Source organism: Helicobacter sp. 23-1046, assembly GCF_053654635.1.
The window spans coordinates 14,294-29,991 of the sequence record NZ_JBSIUS010000001.1 but is presented as its reverse complement, the minus strand read 5'-3'; the positions used below and the strand labels follow the sequence as shown (position 1 = coordinate 29,991).

Sequence of the window (15,698 nt, the reverse complement as noted above, 5' to 3'; positions counted from 1 at the left end):
TTATGCTTTATATACTTTCACCGCACACTTTTTAAAGTCAGATTCTTTAGAAAGCGGACAAGTCGCATCTAAGCACACTTTGTTGATAAAGACATTTTCATCAAACCAAGGCACATACACAAGCCCTCGTGGAGGACGATTGCGTCCATCAATATCTACACGCATTTTTACTCTACCGCGTCTAGATTCCACATAGACTTGGTCGCCTTTTTTGATACGCATTTCTTCTGCATCTTTTTTGTGCATATAGCATAATGCCTCAGGCACAGCGCGGAATAGCTCAGGCACACGCATAGTCATCGTGCCACTATGCCAATGCTCTAACACACGCCCTGTGCTCAACCAGAATGGATATTCCTTATCAGGGACTTCTGCGGGCTCCATATATGGACGGAAAAAGATTTTTGCTCTATTTGCGATAGATTTTTTCTCTCCACCACCTTTTGCAAGCGTGCCTGTTGGCAAGGCAGCCTCTTTGTTGCCATAGAAGGCAAATGGTTTGCCATTACCATATTGACGCGCATAGGGGTCATACTTAGCATTAAATCGCCAAAGTGTTTCTCTACCGCCAACCACAGGCCACCTTAACCCACGCACTTTGTGGTAAGTATCAAAGTCGGCAAGGTCGTGCCCGTGTCCATTACCAAATTGGCGATACTCTTCCCAAAGATATTTTTGGATAAAGAACTTATATCCGCTAAATTCTTTATCATCGCTCCCTTTGATTTTTCGCTCATCTCCAAAGACTTCGCTATTAAGCTGTCCTTTTACCGCGCTAAATTGCTTTGCTGTTTTATTAGCAAAAAGCACATCAAAGAGTGTATCATCTTCTTTGTAGCCCATTTTCTTTGCAGCATCTAGCACAGGTTTCATATCGAGTTTATCATACGCCTTGCCCCATACTTCTTTGAGTTTAAATCGCTTAGAAAATTCAAGCATTTGCCAAGTATCGCTCATCGCGCTTCCTTGTGGGACAACTTGTTGTTTCCAATGTTGTGTGCGTCTCTCAGCATTTCCATACGCACCCCATTTTTCATAAATCATCGCCACAGGCAAAATCAAATCCGCCACCTTAGCACTAATGCCCGGATAACAATCACTTACCACGATAAAGTTATCAAGCTCTCTTGCAGCCTTAATCCAGTGATTTGCATTTGGGCTGTTGTGCCAAGGATTATTGACGTGCACCCACGCCCACTTAACCGTGCCATCTTCTATGGCGCGTAAAAGCCCCATATATGGTAAGCCGGGCTTAGGGTTAATTGTGCCAGCTGGCACTTTCCAAATTTTCTCACTAATGGCGCGGTGTTTTGGATTTGCTACGACCATATCCGCTGGCAAGCGGTGTGAGAATGTCCCAACTTCACGCGCTGTCCCGCACGCACTTGGTTGCCCTGTGAGAGAGAATGCACCATCACCGGGCTTACTTTGCTTGCCTAAAAGTAAATGCACCATATAAGCCTGCTCATTTACCCAAGTCCCTCTTTGATGTTGATTAAAGCCCATTGTCCAAAAGCTCACAACCTTGCGGTTTTTCTCAATGTAGTAATTCGCAAGTTGTTGAAGCTTTTTCTTAAAAGAATCTAAGCTCTCATCTTTATCGCCTTTTGCCAAATTAGCAACAAAATCAAGCGTATAAGGAGCAAGACCCTTTTTAAACTCTTCAAAAGTAATAAGCCAATGCGCATCAGGCTTGCCATTATTTTTATTTTCTAACACATCGCCTGCTTTATATCCAAGATAACTAAGCGTTACACCCTCATCGGCACTGAGTGTCTTGCTTACTTCTTTTGCCACTGTTGGCTTTTCTTTACTTGAGAAGCTTTTGTGGTTTGGATTAGGGCGCATTCCATACCCTATATCCACAGGACCTGTGGCATACGCACAATAGTTATTGACAAACTCTTTATCAATCGCTTGAGGCTTGTTATACACGATTTCTCTGGCGATGTAATTCCAAATTGCCAAATCTGTTTGGGGCTTAAAGATAATTTCAATATCCGCAATATCACTCGTTCTGTTTGTGAAAGTTGAGAGATTGATAAGTTTTACTCTCTTTGGGTTTGAAAATTTCCTATCTGTAACCCGAGACCATAGCACAGGGTGCATTTCCGCCATATTTGCACCCCAAGTTACAATCGTATCGGTAAGCTCAATATCATCATAGCATCCTGCTGGCTCATCGATTCCAAAGGTTTGCATAAATGCCACCACCGCACTTGCCATACAATGTCTTGCATTTGGGTCAATATTATGACTCCTAAAGCCTGCTTTCATTAGCTTAGAGGCGACATATCCCTCTTGGATTGTGTATTGCCCGCTCCCAAAGACAGCGATTCCTGTTGGACCTAGTGTGTCATACACGGCTTTAAATTGCTTTTCCATTTCATCAAAGGCTCTTTTCCAGCTTACAGGAGCGAATTTACCTTTTTTGTCAAACTCACCCTTGCTATTCACGCGCAAAAGTGGCTGAGTAAGCCTATCCTCACCATACATAATCTTAGCGCAAAAATACCCCTTAATGCAGTTAATACCACGATTCACAGGAGCTTCTGGGTCGCCTTTAACCGCGACTATTTTTCCATCTTTTGTCGCTACCATAATCCCACAGCCTGTCCCGCAGAATCTACAAGCACTTTTATCCCATTTCCAAGACTTTTGGGCACTATTTGCCTGCGCTGCAAGTGTGCTTGGCACACTCATACCAACAGCTGAAGCCGCTGAAACCACTGCCGCGCTTTTGATAAACTCACGGCGTTTTAAGTTTGCTGACATTGCGTCCTCCTCAAAAATGTTTTTGCTTAATGTAGTCGTTTTGGGCTATGTTCATTTTACTATGATAAATGATACATTTCCACCAAAGAATCTACACGCACTTGGATTATATACAATATGCTCTATAAAGGCAATATATACTAAATTTTATACATTTTTATAGTGGAGTTAAAATACTTAAAAATATCGTTATATATGGACTTATAATACATTTGTTGTTTTTGTAAAAAAAAAAAAACACCCTATTTTTCTTATTTGTTTCATTATTACACATTTTTTGATAATTTTAAGGAAATTTTCAGCAAACTATAATTTATAACTTTACGCTACTGACAAATATACGCATATTTTATAGAATCTATACTTCACACATATATTCTCATTTTATTTAATAAAACAGGATTCTATACAAAACGGAAAAACAAAAATTGTGTAATTTTGTAAAAAGCTCCCATAAAATTACATAATCACTCAAATATGTTTTTTTTTTTTTTGCATTATAATTGTATAATCATATATAGTATGATAATGTTTTGTTTTGCAAAGACAATCTTTGAATTTTGAGGAGCGCAAATGCCAAAAACACAACCACTTTTACAATTCTTTAATGCGATAGCAATGTCATTAAGCCTTGCTCTAAGCTCCCTTAGTGCCACCAGCACGGAGAACTACTCAAAGTGGCTCGCTCGCATTGGTGGAGAGGTAGATTATATCCGCCATAGCACAGAGGGTATGTGGATGCACGGGGTGGGCACGAGCTGGATTATCCAAACTGCCTATATCAAAAAGCAAGTAAAATTAGAGCTTGATTTGCAGTTTGGACGCTCACCTATGGATATACACGGTTCGTATGCCACCTTTGCAGTGGATACAAGTCCTATAAAAAACGAGCCACGATTTAATCGTTTTAGTGGTGCAAGCACACTCTATCTCAATGCTGCATTCAAAGTTGGGTGGAATATCTTAGATAGTATAGAAGACCCACTCTATATCAATCTAGGTTACAATACGGGTGATGTTTTCCTCCATTACTCTCGTGGCTATCCTATTATCTTTGCGCAACAGAGCGTAGCCTTGTTTATAGAAGCTGAAGGCAAAAAGAGTATCAACGATACATTTGCCATAAGTTATCTTGGAAGAATAGGATACTTAGGTGCTATCACACAAGTGCAGGGATCTGATGATATTCAACAAAAAGATGTAGTAAATCTCGAACCTTTGAATAATGAAGCTGGCTTTGAGGCGTGGGCAAGTGTAGGCTTCACTTATGCACTTAGCAAAAAGGTGAGCTTTTTTACGCGCCTTAATGCGAAGTATTTGCATTTACCAGCTACGCGTTCTGCTCAGCTCACCACCATTACAAATAGCTATCCAAATGGCGACCCGCTTGATACAGGCATAGTGAGCAATCAAACCTTTAATGTCGCCTATCCTAAAACCTATCGACTTTTTGCTGGGATAAGTCTTGGCTTTGAGTTTTAAGGAGGTGGCAGATGAAAGCATTGATAACATTCAATCAAAAATTTACAAAGTTTTTCCTTATTGGTGCGTTGTCTTTGAGTTTTTTGGCTTCATTGGCACAAGGTGCGCAAGATTTGATTAAAGATGGATTCTATCGCCACATTGGCGCGGGAATCTCATATTATCGCTATGGCGAAGTGGATACATACAACAATGACGCTTTTGTAATGCGTATAGAATCTCCTATGCTTAATGCTTCAGGCAATATGGGCTATGTCTTTCCAAACGGGATAAAACTTGATGGATATGCTGATGTCAATATCTCTTTATGGGCGTTTTACACAGGGCATACCCGTGATGAGAGGAATCCAGCTAATGATGGAAAAAAAGGAACAAGCCCTGAGTTTAACTCATATTATAGATTCCAAGGACTTGTGGGGTATAACTTCTTAAATGGAGTAAGTGAGAGGACAACGCTTTACCTGCAAGCAGGGACAGCCTACTTCCTTAGTCGCACAGATTCTCAAATGATAGAGCGTTTGCAGGGCTATTTCCATATTCCATTGCAACTAGAAGCAGAAATTATGCTTTCCAACTCACTCGCGCTTAACATTATGGGTGGAGTAAATTGGGTGCTCTTTGGCAATCACTTAAGTAAAGGCACGCGCGAGAATTCCACAGGGAATCTCAATGTAACGCAAAGAGATGGGCTCTTTGGTGCGAGTGGTTTTGTGGGATTGCGTTATAGGACGAAAGAGGGCAATATCAATGCAATAAGGCTAATGTATGAATACCTTAGGGCTGGAGATTCTCCACCTAGTGGCATAATATACACTTGGGGAGCTACGCAACCTACTCGCTATATCGAGCCCAAAAACAGCACGCATATTATTAGCTTGCAATATTTTTGGAGCTTTTAAGAACGCCATTTGCTTTAAGACTTTTTAAGTTAAAGTCTTAAAGGGATAACAATGCCAACACGCATAAGCAAATGTTTTGTATTTTTATGGATTGTTTGGACTTTTGGAGTGGCAATCCTCCAAGCGCAAACTAGCCACATTAATGATAAGATTGAGTTAAAAAGTGATTTAGAGCAAGCACTTGAGTTTGCTCTAAATTATGAAGAAGACTATAAAGACCAAGCACTAGGATTCTTAAATACCCATTATAATATCTTACTTGAGAATCAAGGGGGTATTTGCGCCCTGTGTAATGCACGCGAACCAAAGTATTGTGAGCTTATTGAGCGTGTGTGCTATGTCTCACTTGATGCCCCACCCGCAACAAACCCCAATAAAATTGGCAAGGGCACATTTTTGATGAATAAAAAAGAACAACAAATCTATGATACACTCGGTAAAAAACTTACCGAACAAGGCGAAGAAAATCCCCTTACATTTATCACTAATCGTGGCGGATTTTTAGTATTAGGATTCCCAAAGACTTCTCCACAAGAAGGCTTAGACTTTGAGCGTGATGTGCGCGTGGGCTATGAATTTTTACGCAAAAACTTGCAATACTTAGATAGCGAGCACAAAAATGTGCTTGATGAAAATATGATGAAGACACTCTTTTGGGGAGCGTGGATAGATGAGCACACAACCTGCATAGCTAAAAGACTGCCAAGCTTTGATATGCTTCTAAGCAATGGCGTTACAAAAGATTCTATCCTTGATATGCCACAATTTGGCGAAAAATGCAGTGGCGGAAGCATAATGGGCTATGTCAATGCAGACACCTTTGTCATCGCACAGATTTATAGCCAGCAATACTACTATGGCGGGGAATATTATCTCAACTCAATCATATTTGTAAATGACGGCGATATGATGTATGTATTTTTGCGCTCAAACCCACCGCCCGCATAAATCAAACAACCTAGATTCTCTGCATTTTATAAATTAGGAGGGCAATATGACGGCATTTATCACAGGAGCGAGCTCTGGCTTTGGCAAGGAGTGCGCGAGAGAGCTCGCTAAACTTGGTTACAAAGTCATCGCGCTTGCACGCAGAGAATCTCGCCTCCAAGAACTACAAAGCGAATTTAGCGGACAAATCCACACTATTTGTGCTGATGTGCGTGATAAAAAATCAGTGTTTGAAGCACTTGAGACAATCCCACAAAACTTTCGCGATATTTCCGTGCTGATTAACAATGCTGGACTTGCCCTAGAAACACTAGAGTTTGATAAACTAAGTATCGAGGATATAGACACAATGGTTGATACTAATGTTAAGGGATTTTTGTATGTTGCACGCGCCGTGATTCCGCTTTTACGCAAGCAAAAAAGCGCGCATATCTTTAATCTAGGCTCGGTAGCTGGGCGCACGCCATATTTTGGTGGAAATGTGTATTGTGGCACAAAGGCTTTTGTCGGGCAGTTTTCGCTTGCATTGCGTAATGACTTGCGTGGGAGTAACATTAAGGTAACCAATATCGCGCCGGGACTTTGCAAGACAGAGTTTAGCGAAGTGCGCTTCAAAGGCGATAAGAAAAAAGCAGACGCGGTATATGAGGGCACAAAATACCTAAGCGCAAAGGATATAGCACAAGTAATATGTGCGATTCTCTCCTTGCCAGAGCATATCAACATTAACGAAATTGAGCTAATGCCCGTTACGCAAAGCTGGGCTGGATTTCATTTAGAAAGATAACCACTTTGATGTTTTTTGATTTTGCAAATTTTTACTTGTATTTGTGTTTGGGCACATTATCATTTGGGTCATAGATTTTATGATTTTTACTCGGGCGGATTTTGTTGTCTAGAATCTGAATAGTTCGCGCTATCAATCGTGGCATTATCACTCGCGTTTATCGCGCCTTTTGGCAATGCCCATCATAGACACTATACATCTATATCAAACTTCTATTTCGTCACTATATTTTTACAAATCAATCACACCTAACAAAACTCTATCATTTCGCCACCCTGTTTATGAAATTTGGGAGATATGCGTGGATTTATAGCGACACACAAATTTAAATTTTGCAAAATCTAAATTTTATCCTATAATTGCGACTTCAAAAGGCACGAATCCTAAATACAAAGGCGACAAATGAAAGGCATAATCCTAGCAGGGGGCTCTGGCACGAGGCTTTACCCTATCACAAAGGGCATTAGCAAGCAACTTTTGCCTGTTTTTGATAAGCCGATGATTTATTATCCGCTATCTGTGCTTATGCTAGCGCGAATCCGCGAGATTCTTATCATCACCACGCCCCAAGATAGCGCAAATTTTAAGGCACTTTTGGGGGACGGAGCGGATTTTGGCGTAAATCTTAGCTATGTAACACAACCTAGCCCTGATGGACTTGCCCAAGCCTTTATTTTGGGCGAAAGCTTTTTGGGCGATTCGCCCTCTTGCCTTGTGCTAGGGGATAATATCTTTTATGGTAGCGGACTTACGCCCCTGCTAGAAAATGGCGTAGCGGACGCGCAAAATGGCTTTGCCACGATTTTTGGCTACAAGGTGCGCGACCCGCAACGCTATGGCATAGCTGAATTTAACGCGCAAGGCGAAGTCATCGGCTTAGAGGAAAAACCTGCCGTGCCAAAAAGTGATTATGCGGTAACGGGGCTGTATTTTTATCCACGCGGAGTGAGTGCGCTAGCAAAGCAAATCCGTCCAAGTGCGCGTGGCGAGCTAGAAATCACTACTTTAAATCAAATGTATTTAGAGCAAAATCGCCTAAAATGCGCAACTATGGGGAGGGGCTTTGCGTGGCTTGACACAGGGACGCACGATTCGCTATTAGAGGCGAGTAGCTTTATCCAAACCTTGCAAAAACGGCAAAATCTAAAAATCGCGTGTTTAGAGGAAATTGCCTACCTAAATGGCTGGATAAACGCGGATAAATTGCGTGAGTTAGCAAGCAAACTTGATAAAAACGACTATGGTGTGTATCTTAGCTCACTTGCAAATGCAGGGCACAGATTCTAAATTTTTGTTTAGTTGGGTAGATAAATTTCAAATAATTGATAAATTTTGATAGAATCAAACTCAAAGCAACAAAACGGAGTATGGATAATGAAAATAAATAACTTCAACTCAGATGAAAAGATTTTGCGCTACACGGGCAAAATCGACTACTTTTACAACTCTCACAAAACCTTAATCGTAACAGAACTTGACTTAACCAACAAATGCAATCATCGCTGTCCGGGCTGCTGTGGGCATAATGAAAATAATGCCGAGCTAAGCAAAGAGCAAGTAGAATCTGTGGTGCGTAATCTAAGGGCTATGGACAATAAAGGCGTGATTTTAAGCGGTGGAGGTGAGCCTACTTGTTCGCCACATTTTGAATACGCCATAAAATTGCTAAAAAACGCAGGGCAAAATATCGGGCTAAATTCACACGGAATGAATCTCAATGAACGATTAAATGAAATCATAGCGGAGAATTTGGAGTATTTTAGGATTAGTCTTGATGCGGGGAGTGCGGAAATGTATGAGAAGATTCACGGAATGAAGCCAAAACACTTTGAAAAAACTTTGGCAAATATTGAGAGTTTTGCAAATACTAAGGCGCGACTTGGGAGCAAGACTAGCTTTGGCGTGGGGTTTCTCACAAGCAATATCACGCAAGGCGATATGGAATCTTTCGTGCGGTTAGTCAAAGAGAGAGGTGCAGATTTTGCGCAATTTCGCCCATTTACAGGCGATAGACTTGATATTACAAATAAACTTTTAGAATTGCGCGAAAAATATGAGGATTCAGAATTTAAAATCGTGGCGAGCTATCAAAAATACAAAGAAATGGAAGGCTTAAATGAAGGTGCAGAGCGTGGATATGACAAATGCCACGGAATGTTTTTTAGCACGGTGATAAGTGCGGATTTTAAGGTGTGGGCGTGTTTGCATTTTCGGCAGAGTGCGAAGCATTTTTTGGGCGATTTGCGGGAACATAGCTTGGAGGAAATTTGGCGTGGTGCGCGAATTAGAGAAGTGTATAATGCGATTGATTGTGCGAAATGCCCAATTTTGTGTCGCAATGATAGCTTTAATCGCACGCTTGATAAGCTAAGCTTAGATATTACAAATAGTGAATTTTTGTGAGGGTGTTAATTGAATCAAAAAATAAAAAAGCGCACTTCATTGCAATCCGTGTTTTTTAAAATTTAACACAAAGCTAAGTTTGTTTGCGTTGCTTGAAGTTGGCTAGTCTATATCTCGCATATTCATTTCTGCTTGCAGTTGCGAATAAAAACCAAGCAAAAAACACAATCTTTTTTGTCAGCTCCACACCCTCTTTTGCCTCGCAATCACCTAGCACTAAAATAACTCTCACCAACCTTAATTTCACCTTGCATTTTTGAAGTTCTTTTCGCATTCTTTGGCGATTAATATTCTAATTTGTTTGATGATGTTATTGACACTTTTGTTTTTTGTAGCTACAATAATAGCTTAATGTTGCAAGGACGATAATCTAATGAAAGAAAAACTACTCATCATCGGTGCTGGGGGACACGCGAGAAGCTGTGCTGATGTCATTGAGCAAGAGGGTAGATTTGAGATATATGGCTTTGTAGATAGCTACACAAATCAAACAAGACTTTTTAATTATCCCATTTTTGCTTGCGATGATGATTTGCCACGCCTTTTTAAACAATGTAAATTTGCATTTTTAGGCATAGGGCAAATCAAAAGTGCGGATTTGCGCGTGAATCTTTATGACAAATTAAAAAGCATAGGTTTTACCTTGCCGACTATCATTTCGCCACTTGCATATATCGCAAAATCCGCTCAAATAGACAATGAAGCCACTATCATAATGCACCACGCCCTTGTCAATGCAAATGCCAAAGTGGGCAAAGCCTGTATCATAAATAGCAAAGCCTTAATCGAGCACGATGCTATCATAGAGGACTTTTGCCACATATCAACCGCCGCTTGTATAAATGGCGGTTGCAAGGTGGAACAAAGAAGTTTTGTCGCTAGTAACACAGCGTTAAAGCACGCACAAATTGTCCCGTCAGATTCGCTTGTATATCACAATACCACTTTAATCAAAAGTGCCGTTGTAACGGGGGGGGGGGGGAAATCCTCTTAATAGCGCATATAGCGCATTTTTATATTTTTTACTACTTTTTTATACTTGCATTTTTACCACGCTTTTATTTCTTTCAAAAGATTCACGCATTTCATTTCACACCTTACTTCTACGCATTTTTATTGCAAATCTACAAATTTGTATTTTGGCAAATGCACTATTTTTGTGCGAAAAATATAAATTTGTGGGTTTGTCCCGCAAAAATTTCACTTCAAAGGACATAGAATGGAAAATAAGATTCAAAGCACAATCATCGCTATTTTGAAAAATTTAGCTGATGAATTTGAGTGCGAAGCGTTGGCAAATCCAAACGCGGAGACGGCTATTTATGGGAATAATGGCGGATTAGATTCGCTAGGGCTTGTTAGCTTTATCACGGATTTAGAGCAGAGTTTAAGCGATGAGCTAGGGATAGAAGTCATTTTGGCTGATGAAAAAACGATGAGTATGCGCAACTCGCCATTTAAAGATGTCGCCACGCTTACGCAATATATCTTAACGCTTACAGATTCAAGCACACCAAAGGCGTAAAATGGCAAAAGTATTTATCATCACAGGCACTCGCAAAGGTATAGGCAAGGATTTAAGCGAATATTTCTTAAATCGTGGGGACATTGTGTGCGGTTGCTCTCGTGGAGAGAGTAACATTTCGCATTCAAATTATAGGCATTTTTGTTTAGATGTGAGCGATGAGAGTGCGGTTGTAGCGATGATTCGCGCTGTTAGACAAGAATTTGGACGCATTGATATTTTGCTCAATAATGCTGGGATTGCGTCTATGAATCACACGCTAACCACGCCATATAAAAGCGTGGCAAGTATCTTTCATACAAATGTCTTTGGTAGCTTTTTGTTTATGCGTGAAGTGGCAAAGGTGATGAGCGCGACTTACAAAAAAGAGCATAAAGATTCTATGCCTTTTAGGATTGTGAATTTTGCCACAGTGGCTACGCCCCTGCGTTTGGAGGGCGAGGCGATTTATGCTGCTTCAAAAGCCGCACTTGTCAATCTAACGCAGGTTTGCGCCAAAGAATTAAGCGCGTTTGGGATTACGATAAATGCCGTTGGTCCCACACCTGTGCCGACAGATTTAATCAAAAATGTCCCCAAAGCCAAAATGGACGCGCTTTTAAATCAACAAGCTATCAAGCGATTTGGTAATTTCGCTGATGTGCTAAATGTGATTGAATTTTTTATCGATAAAAAGAGCGATTTTATCACGGGACAAGTGATTTATTTGGGTGGCGTAAATGGCTAAATTTACTCACGCTTTTTTACAAAAGATTCAAAGCCACGATTTAGTGTTACTCGCGCTTATCTATGAAAATACTCGCTATTTTTACGGAGATTTAGTTGAATCTATCTGCGAAAAAATCGCGCTATTAGATTCAGTCCCTAGTGGCTCGTGTGTGGGCGTTGTGGGCGATTATGATTTGGATAGTATTGCATTTTTACTTGCAAATTTAGAAAAAGGCAATATTATAGTCCCACTTGCAAATCTAGATAACGCAGAGATTGAAACTAAACTGCGTGAGGGACAAGTGGATTTTCTCTATACGCAAGGGGGATTAGAGAAGATTCAAAACGCACAACAAGAAAAACACGCAATTATTAAATCCTTGCAAAGCCAAAACGCAAATGGGCTGATTTTATTTTCAAGCGGTAGCACGGGCAAACCAAAGGCAATCGTGCATAATTTAGATAGCATTTTACGCGCATATTTGGGCAAAAAGCCAAAGAAAATGAGCGTTTTATTGTTTCTAATGTTTGACCATATCGGTGGGCTAAATACGCTTTTTAATGTATTAAGTATCGGGGCGTGTGGCGTGGCGATAAAAAATCGCAAGGATATAAACGCCCTTGCCCTTGCCATTCAAACACACAAAATCTTTATGCTCCCTGCAAGCCCTAGTTTGCTAAATCTACTACTTTTAAGCGAAGCACATAAGCGATTTGATTTAAGCGCATTGCGCCTTATCACTTATGGCACGGAGCAAATGCCAGATAATCTCTTGCAAAGGCTAAAAGTTGCATTTCCAAAGGTGCGCTTTCATCAAACCTTTGGCACAAGCGAAGTGGGCATCACGCAAACTACGAGCTTTGAAAATGCCATAAAGCTAGAAAATATCGCCTATAAAATCCAAAATGGCGAACTTTATCTAAAATCAAACCACCAAGCATTAGGCTACCTAAACGCCGATAATAGTGCGTTTGATAGTGATGGATATTTCGCTACGGGAGATTTAGTCGAATCGATTCAAATAAATGGTGAAGAATATTTGAAAATCTTAGGACGAAGCAAAGAAGTGATAAATGTCGGTGGCGAAAAGGTATTGCCACAAGAAGTAGAAAATGTGATTTTGGAGATTCCTTTTATCAAAGATTGCCTTGTGTATGGCGAATCAAATGCGATTACAGGGCAAAGTGTGAGTGCGAAAATGGTGCTAGAAGATTCGCAAATCGCTGAATTTTTTGGCAAAGATTCGCCCACAAATATAGAAATCAAAAAAGAATTGCGAAAATTTTGCAAAGATAAACTCGCCCCATTTAAGATTCCTAGCAAAGTAGAGCGCGTGGAATCGCTAGAAATTAGTGAGCGATTTAAAAAGATTCGCAAAGGGGGCAAAAATGGCTAAATCCATCATCAAACACGCAAAGATCAAAGGAATCGCTGTGATTTTAGGCGAAAACAAACGGCGATTTATCGATGAGCCTTTGTGGTGGGGTGGGAGCGAAACGCAGTGTAAAAAACTCCAAAGCGTGATAGGCTTTGGCGATACTTATGTGGTAAATCAAAGCACAACCACAGCGGATTTATGCGAATGTGCTAGTCGCAAAATCATAAATGCGCTAGACATTGAATCTAAAAGCATTGAAGCAATTATAAGCATTACGCAAACGCCTGATTACTCCGCCCCGCTCAATGCACATATTTTGCATAAGCATTTGGGATTAAGCAAGGATTGCGCGGCGCTTGATTTGCAGTTTGGCTGCTCTGGGTTTATCTATGGGCTATATATGGCTGGGACGCTCATAGATTCGGGCTTAAAGCGTGTGTTGCTGGTGGTTGGCGATACGATAAGCAAATGTATAAATTACAAGGACAAAGCCACTGCGCCTATTTTTTCGGATTCAAGTAGTGCGGTTATCATCGACTTTGATAACAACGCCACACCTTCGCATTTTATTTTAAAATCCGATGGCAAAGGGTGGGAGCATTTATGCAAAAAGGTTGGTGCGTATAAAATGCCAAGTGATGAATCTACCAAAATCGAAGTGTGCGATAAAAATGGCAATGTGCGAAGTGCGGAAAATCTCTATATGAATGGCGCAGAAGTGTTTAATTTCACACTTTTAGAGCAACCACCGCTAATTGATGAGATATTAGATTTTGCAAATCTTACAAAAGGGCAAATTGATTATTTTGTGCTTCATCAAGCAAATGATTATATTTTGCAGACTTTATGCAAAAAGGCACGACTCCCGCCAGAAAAAACACCAAGTATTTTTACCAAATATGGCAATCAAAACGCCGCTTCGATACCTAGTGCGATTTGCGAAGTTTTAAGCGAATCTTTTGTGTCGCGCAAAAAATTGCTAATGCAAGGCTTTGGCATAGGATTATCGTGGGGAGCGTGTGTGATGGACTTTGAAAATGTGCTTTGTTTGAAGCCACAAATTTATACCAAATTAAAAGGAGAAAAAGATGAGTAGAACGGAATTTTTAGAGCAATTAAGCGAGATTTTTCAAACGGATAAAGAGCTATCCTTTGATACGAATTTGGATTCGCTAGAAGAGTGGGATTCGCTATCAAAAATCACCACTTTGGCGTTTTTGGATAGAGAGTTTGGAGTCTCACTACTTGTAAGCGATATAGAAGAATTTAAAACGATAGAAGACATAGCCAAACGCTGCGGGGGGGTTATGTGATGATTGATTTTGATAAAAAGCAGATTTTTATTGTAACAGGGGCTAGTTCTGGCATAGGCGAATCTAGTGCGATTTTGCTAAATGAGCTAGGTGCTAGTATCATCGCCATAGGGCGAAATCAGGCGCGACTAGATTTAATGAAAGCAAAATGCAAATATCCGCAAAGCGTATTTTTAGAGCAAAAGGATTTGGCAGAAAATATCGCAGATTTGCCAAACTTCGTGCGAAATCTAAAAGAAAAATACGGCAGATTCGCAGGACTAGCGCATTGTGCTGGGGTAAGTGCGCTATGTGCGCTTCGCGGGATTACTTACGAATATGCAAAAGAGATTTTTGATATAAACTACTTCGCCCCGCTAATGCTAATCAAAGGCGTGTGTGATAAACGCAACAATATTGGGCAAGGCACGGCTATCGTGTGTATCTCATCTGCTGATGCGAGGTTTGGCACAAAGGGGCAAAATATCTATGCGGCAAGTAAGGCTGCCCTGTGTGCTTCGGTGAAATCTATCGCCAAAGAAATCGCCCCGCTTGGGATTCGCATAAATGCGCTTTTGCCATCGATGATTGCCACGCCTATGACGGAAAATCAAAATATCAAAGAGTTAGAATACAACCAAATCATACACGAATTAAGCTATCCATTTGGCTGGGGTGAGCCAAATGATGTGGCAAGTATGGTGTGCTATCTACTCTCAAACCGCGCCAAATGGCTATCTGGACAAAACTATGTCATAGACTCTGGCGGGGGGTCTAGGTTAGCGTGAGAAAAGACTTATCAAAAAAAAGGATTAAAATGGCAAGTCAAAAAGTGTTTATCGTAGGTGGTAATGGTTTTGCAAGAGAATGCTATAATCATCTCATCAATTTAGCAGAGTATGGGAAAGAAGTCGTTTTTGGTGGATTTTTAGGGCATAATGGATTTGGCAAAAGCGTGGATTACAAATCTTATCAGCATTTATATGTGGGCGAAGTTGAGGAGCATAAATTCAAAGATAACGAATACTGCATAATCGGAGCAGGATACCCTGAAGTAAGAAAACTTATCTATGATGATTTGAAAAATATGGGCGTGAGATTCTATACGCTTATTTGTAATGGCGTCCATTTATCACCGACATTTAAATATGGTGAAGCAAATGTGTTTGTTTATCCATTTTATTCAACGGTCAATATAGAAGTGGGCAACTGCAATGTATTTAATTTGCAGATAGTAGTAGGACACGATGTAAAAATCGGTGATTTTAATTTTTTTGGACCAAGTAGCCAAATTTTGGGCAATGTAACTATTGGTAATGGCAATAGCTTTGGTGCTAATTCTATATGTCTGCCACATTCAAAAATAGGCAATAATAACAAAATCACACCTTTAAGTGCAATCTATAAAGGCTGCAAGGATAATTGCTATATGATGGGAAATCCTGCAAGAAAAATTGGGGAAATTGAGAGAACAACCTGTGTGTTTATTTAAAACTTGTA

Annotated in this window: 16 protein-coding genes; 14 read left to right on the top strand and 2 right to left on the bottom strand. The window is 40.4% G+C overall.

Translation table 11 applies throughout. The features are described from left to right. Window positions 1-2,775, bottom strand: a complete 2,775-nt coding sequence (gene napA / locus ACWIUJ_RS00150) for a nitrate reductase catalytic subunit NapA (RefSeq protein WP_454168181.1) — start codon at window positions 2,773-2,775, stop codon at window positions 1-3. A 573-nt stretch (window positions 2,776-3,348) separates the two neighbouring features. On the opposite strand from napA, the gene ACWIUJ_RS00145 reads away from it, so the two are divergent. From ACWIUJ_RS00145 to ACWIUJ_RS00120, 6 genes are all read left to right on the top strand, one after another. Continuing rightward, window positions 3,349-4,257: a hypothetical protein gene (locus tag ACWIUJ_RS00145; protein WP_454168180.1), complete on the top strand. Its 909-nt coding sequence runs from the start codon at window positions 3,349-3,351 to the stop codon at window positions 4,255-4,257. 11 nt (window positions 4,258-4,268) lie between these two features. Then, entirely contained in the window at window positions 4,269-5,156 is an 888-nt protein-coding gene (locus ACWIUJ_RS00140; RefSeq protein ID WP_454168179.1) for a hypothetical protein, read from the top strand. Window positions 5,157-5,207: 51 nt separating this feature from the next. Next, on the top strand, window positions 5,208-6,104 hold the full coding sequence (locus ACWIUJ_RS00135; protein ID WP_454168178.1) for a hypothetical protein: 897 nt from the start codon (window positions 5,208-5,210) through the stop codon (window positions 6,102-6,104). Window positions 6,105-6,150: 46 nt separating this feature from the next. Beyond that, a complete protein-coding gene (locus ACWIUJ_RS00130) occupies window positions 6,151-6,891 on the top strand; it encodes an SDR family NAD(P)-dependent oxidoreductase (RefSeq protein ID WP_454168177.1) in 741 nt (246 codons plus the stop codon). Between the two features lie 402 nt (window positions 6,892-7,293). Then, window positions 7,294-8,178 (top strand): glucose-1-phosphate thymidylyltransferase RfbA, encoded by an 885-nt coding sequence (gene rfbA / locus ACWIUJ_RS00125; RefSeq protein WP_454168176.1) that lies wholly within the window; start codon window positions 7,294-7,296, stop codon window positions 8,176-8,178. Between the two features lie 87 nt (window positions 8,179-8,265). After that, the gene (locus ACWIUJ_RS00120; RefSeq protein WP_454168175.1) at window positions 8,266-9,294 is read left to right on the top strand and encodes a radical SAM protein; all 1,029 of its coding nucleotides are present in this window, start codon (window positions 8,266-8,268) and stop codon (window positions 9,292-9,294) included. A 73-nt stretch (window positions 9,295-9,367) separates the two neighbouring features. Here the strand turns inward: ACWIUJ_RS00120 and ACWIUJ_RS00115 are convergent, their stop codons facing one another. Further along, entirely contained in the window at window positions 9,368-9,526 is a 159-nt protein-coding gene (locus ACWIUJ_RS00115; RefSeq protein WP_454168174.1) for a hypothetical protein, read from the bottom strand. A 141-nt stretch (window positions 9,527-9,667) separates the two neighbouring features. On the opposite strand from ACWIUJ_RS00115, the gene ACWIUJ_RS00110 reads away from it, so the two are divergent. From ACWIUJ_RS00110 to ACWIUJ_RS00075, 8 genes are all read left to right on the top strand, one after another. Further along, window positions 9,668-10,288 carry a PglD-related sugar-binding protein gene (locus tag ACWIUJ_RS00110; RefSeq protein ID WP_454168173.1) on the top strand — a complete coding sequence of 207 codons (621 nt, stop codon included), beginning with the start codon at window positions 9,668-9,670 and terminating at the stop codon, window positions 10,286-10,288. 225 nt (window positions 10,289-10,513) lie between these two features. After that, on the top strand, window positions 10,514-10,819 hold the full coding sequence (locus ACWIUJ_RS00105) for a hypothetical protein (protein WP_454168172.1): 306 nt from the start codon (window positions 10,514-10,516) through the stop codon (window positions 10,817-10,819). A gap of 1 nt (window position 10,820) precedes the next feature. Then, window positions 10,821-11,546: an SDR family NAD(P)-dependent oxidoreductase gene (locus ACWIUJ_RS00100; RefSeq protein WP_454168171.1), complete on the top strand. Its 726-nt coding sequence runs from the start codon at window positions 10,821-10,823 to the stop codon at window positions 11,544-11,546. Continuing rightward, window positions 11,539-12,924 (top strand): AMP-binding protein, encoded by a 1,386-nt coding sequence (locus tag ACWIUJ_RS00095; RefSeq protein WP_454168170.1) that lies wholly within the window; start codon window positions 11,539-11,541, stop codon window positions 12,922-12,924. The genes ACWIUJ_RS00100 and ACWIUJ_RS00095 overlap by 8 nt, the downstream gene beginning before the upstream one ends. Beyond that, the gene (locus ACWIUJ_RS00090) at window positions 12,917-14,002 is read left to right on the top strand and encodes a 3-oxoacyl-ACP synthase III family protein (RefSeq protein WP_454168169.1); all 1,086 of its coding nucleotides are present in this window, start codon (window positions 12,917-12,919) and stop codon (window positions 14,000-14,002) included. The genes ACWIUJ_RS00095 and ACWIUJ_RS00090 overlap by 8 nt, the downstream gene beginning before the upstream one ends. Further along, complete coding sequence (locus ACWIUJ_RS00085) at window positions 13,995-14,219, top strand: acyl carrier protein (RefSeq protein WP_454168168.1); 225 nt, start codon at window positions 13,995-13,997, stop codon at window positions 14,217-14,219. The genes ACWIUJ_RS00090 and ACWIUJ_RS00085 overlap by 8 nt, the downstream gene beginning before the upstream one ends. Then, window positions 14,219-14,986, top strand: coding sequence for an SDR family NAD(P)-dependent oxidoreductase (locus ACWIUJ_RS00080; protein ID WP_454168167.1), 768 nt, complete (start codon window positions 14,219-14,221; stop codon window positions 14,984-14,986). Before ACWIUJ_RS00085 ends, ACWIUJ_RS00080 begins: the two co-directional genes overlap by 1 nt. Before the next feature lie 29 nt (window positions 14,987-15,015). Next, window positions 15,016-15,690: a hypothetical protein gene (locus ACWIUJ_RS00075; protein ID WP_454168166.1), complete on the top strand. Its 675-nt coding sequence runs from the start codon at window positions 15,016-15,018 to the stop codon at window positions 15,688-15,690. Window positions 15,691-15,698 lie beyond the last annotated feature (8 nt).

What these genes read in the sequence shown, in the direction of transcription:
- ACWIUJ_RS00135 (WP_454168178.1), top strand. Translation starts at nt 5,208, where the DNA reads ATGCCAACACGCATAAGCAAATGTTTTGTATTTTTATGGATTGTTTGG.
- ACWIUJ_RS00110 (WP_454168173.1), top strand. Translation starts at nt 9,668, where the DNA reads ATGAAAGAAAAACTACTCATCATCGGTGCTGGGGGACACGCGAGAAGC.
- ACWIUJ_RS00085 (WP_454168168.1), top strand. Translation starts at nt 13,995, where the DNA reads ATGAGTAGAACGGAATTTTTAGAGCAATTAAGCGAGATTTTTCAAACG.
- ACWIUJ_RS00145 (WP_454168180.1), top strand. Translation starts at nt 3,349, where the DNA reads ATGCCAAAAACACAACCACTTTTACAATTCTTTAATGCGATAGCAATG.
- ACWIUJ_RS00100 (WP_454168171.1), top strand. Translation starts at nt 10,821, where the DNA reads ATGGCAAAAGTATTTATCATCACAGGCACTCGCAAAGGTATAGGCAAG.
- rfbA (WP_454168176.1), top strand. Translation starts at nt 7,294, where the DNA reads ATGAAAGGCATAATCCTAGCAGGGGGCTCTGGCACGAGGCTTTACCCT.
- ACWIUJ_RS00095 (WP_454168170.1), top strand. Translation starts at nt 11,539, where the DNA reads ATGGCTAAATTTACTCACGCTTTTTTACAAAAGATTCAAAGCCACGAT.
- ACWIUJ_RS00090 (WP_454168169.1), top strand. Translation starts at nt 12,917, where the DNA reads ATGGCTAAATCCATCATCAAACACGCAAAGATCAAAGGAATCGCTGTG.
- ACWIUJ_RS00075 (WP_454168166.1), top strand. Translation starts at nt 15,016, where the DNA reads ATGGCAAGTCAAAAAGTGTTTATCGTAGGTGGTAATGGTTTTGCAAGA.
- ACWIUJ_RS00140 (WP_454168179.1), top strand. Translation starts at nt 4,269, where the DNA reads ATGAAAGCATTGATAACATTCAATCAAAAATTTACAAAGTTTTTCCTT.
- napA (WP_454168181.1), bottom strand. Translation starts at nt 2,775, where the DNA reads ATGTCAGCAAACTTAAAACGCCGTGAGTTTATCAAAAGCGCGGCAGTG.
- ACWIUJ_RS00105 (WP_454168172.1), top strand. Translation starts at nt 10,514, where the DNA reads ATGGAAAATAAGATTCAAAGCACAATCATCGCTATTTTGAAAAATTTA.
- ACWIUJ_RS00130 (WP_454168177.1), top strand. Translation starts at nt 6,151, where the DNA reads ATGACGGCATTTATCACAGGAGCGAGCTCTGGCTTTGGCAAGGAGTGC.
- ACWIUJ_RS00120 (WP_454168175.1), top strand. Translation starts at nt 8,266, where the DNA reads ATGAAAATAAATAACTTCAACTCAGATGAAAAGATTTTGCGCTACACG.
- ACWIUJ_RS00080 (WP_454168167.1), top strand. Translation starts at nt 14,219, where the DNA reads ATGATTGATTTTGATAAAAAGCAGATTTTTATTGTAACAGGGGCTAGT.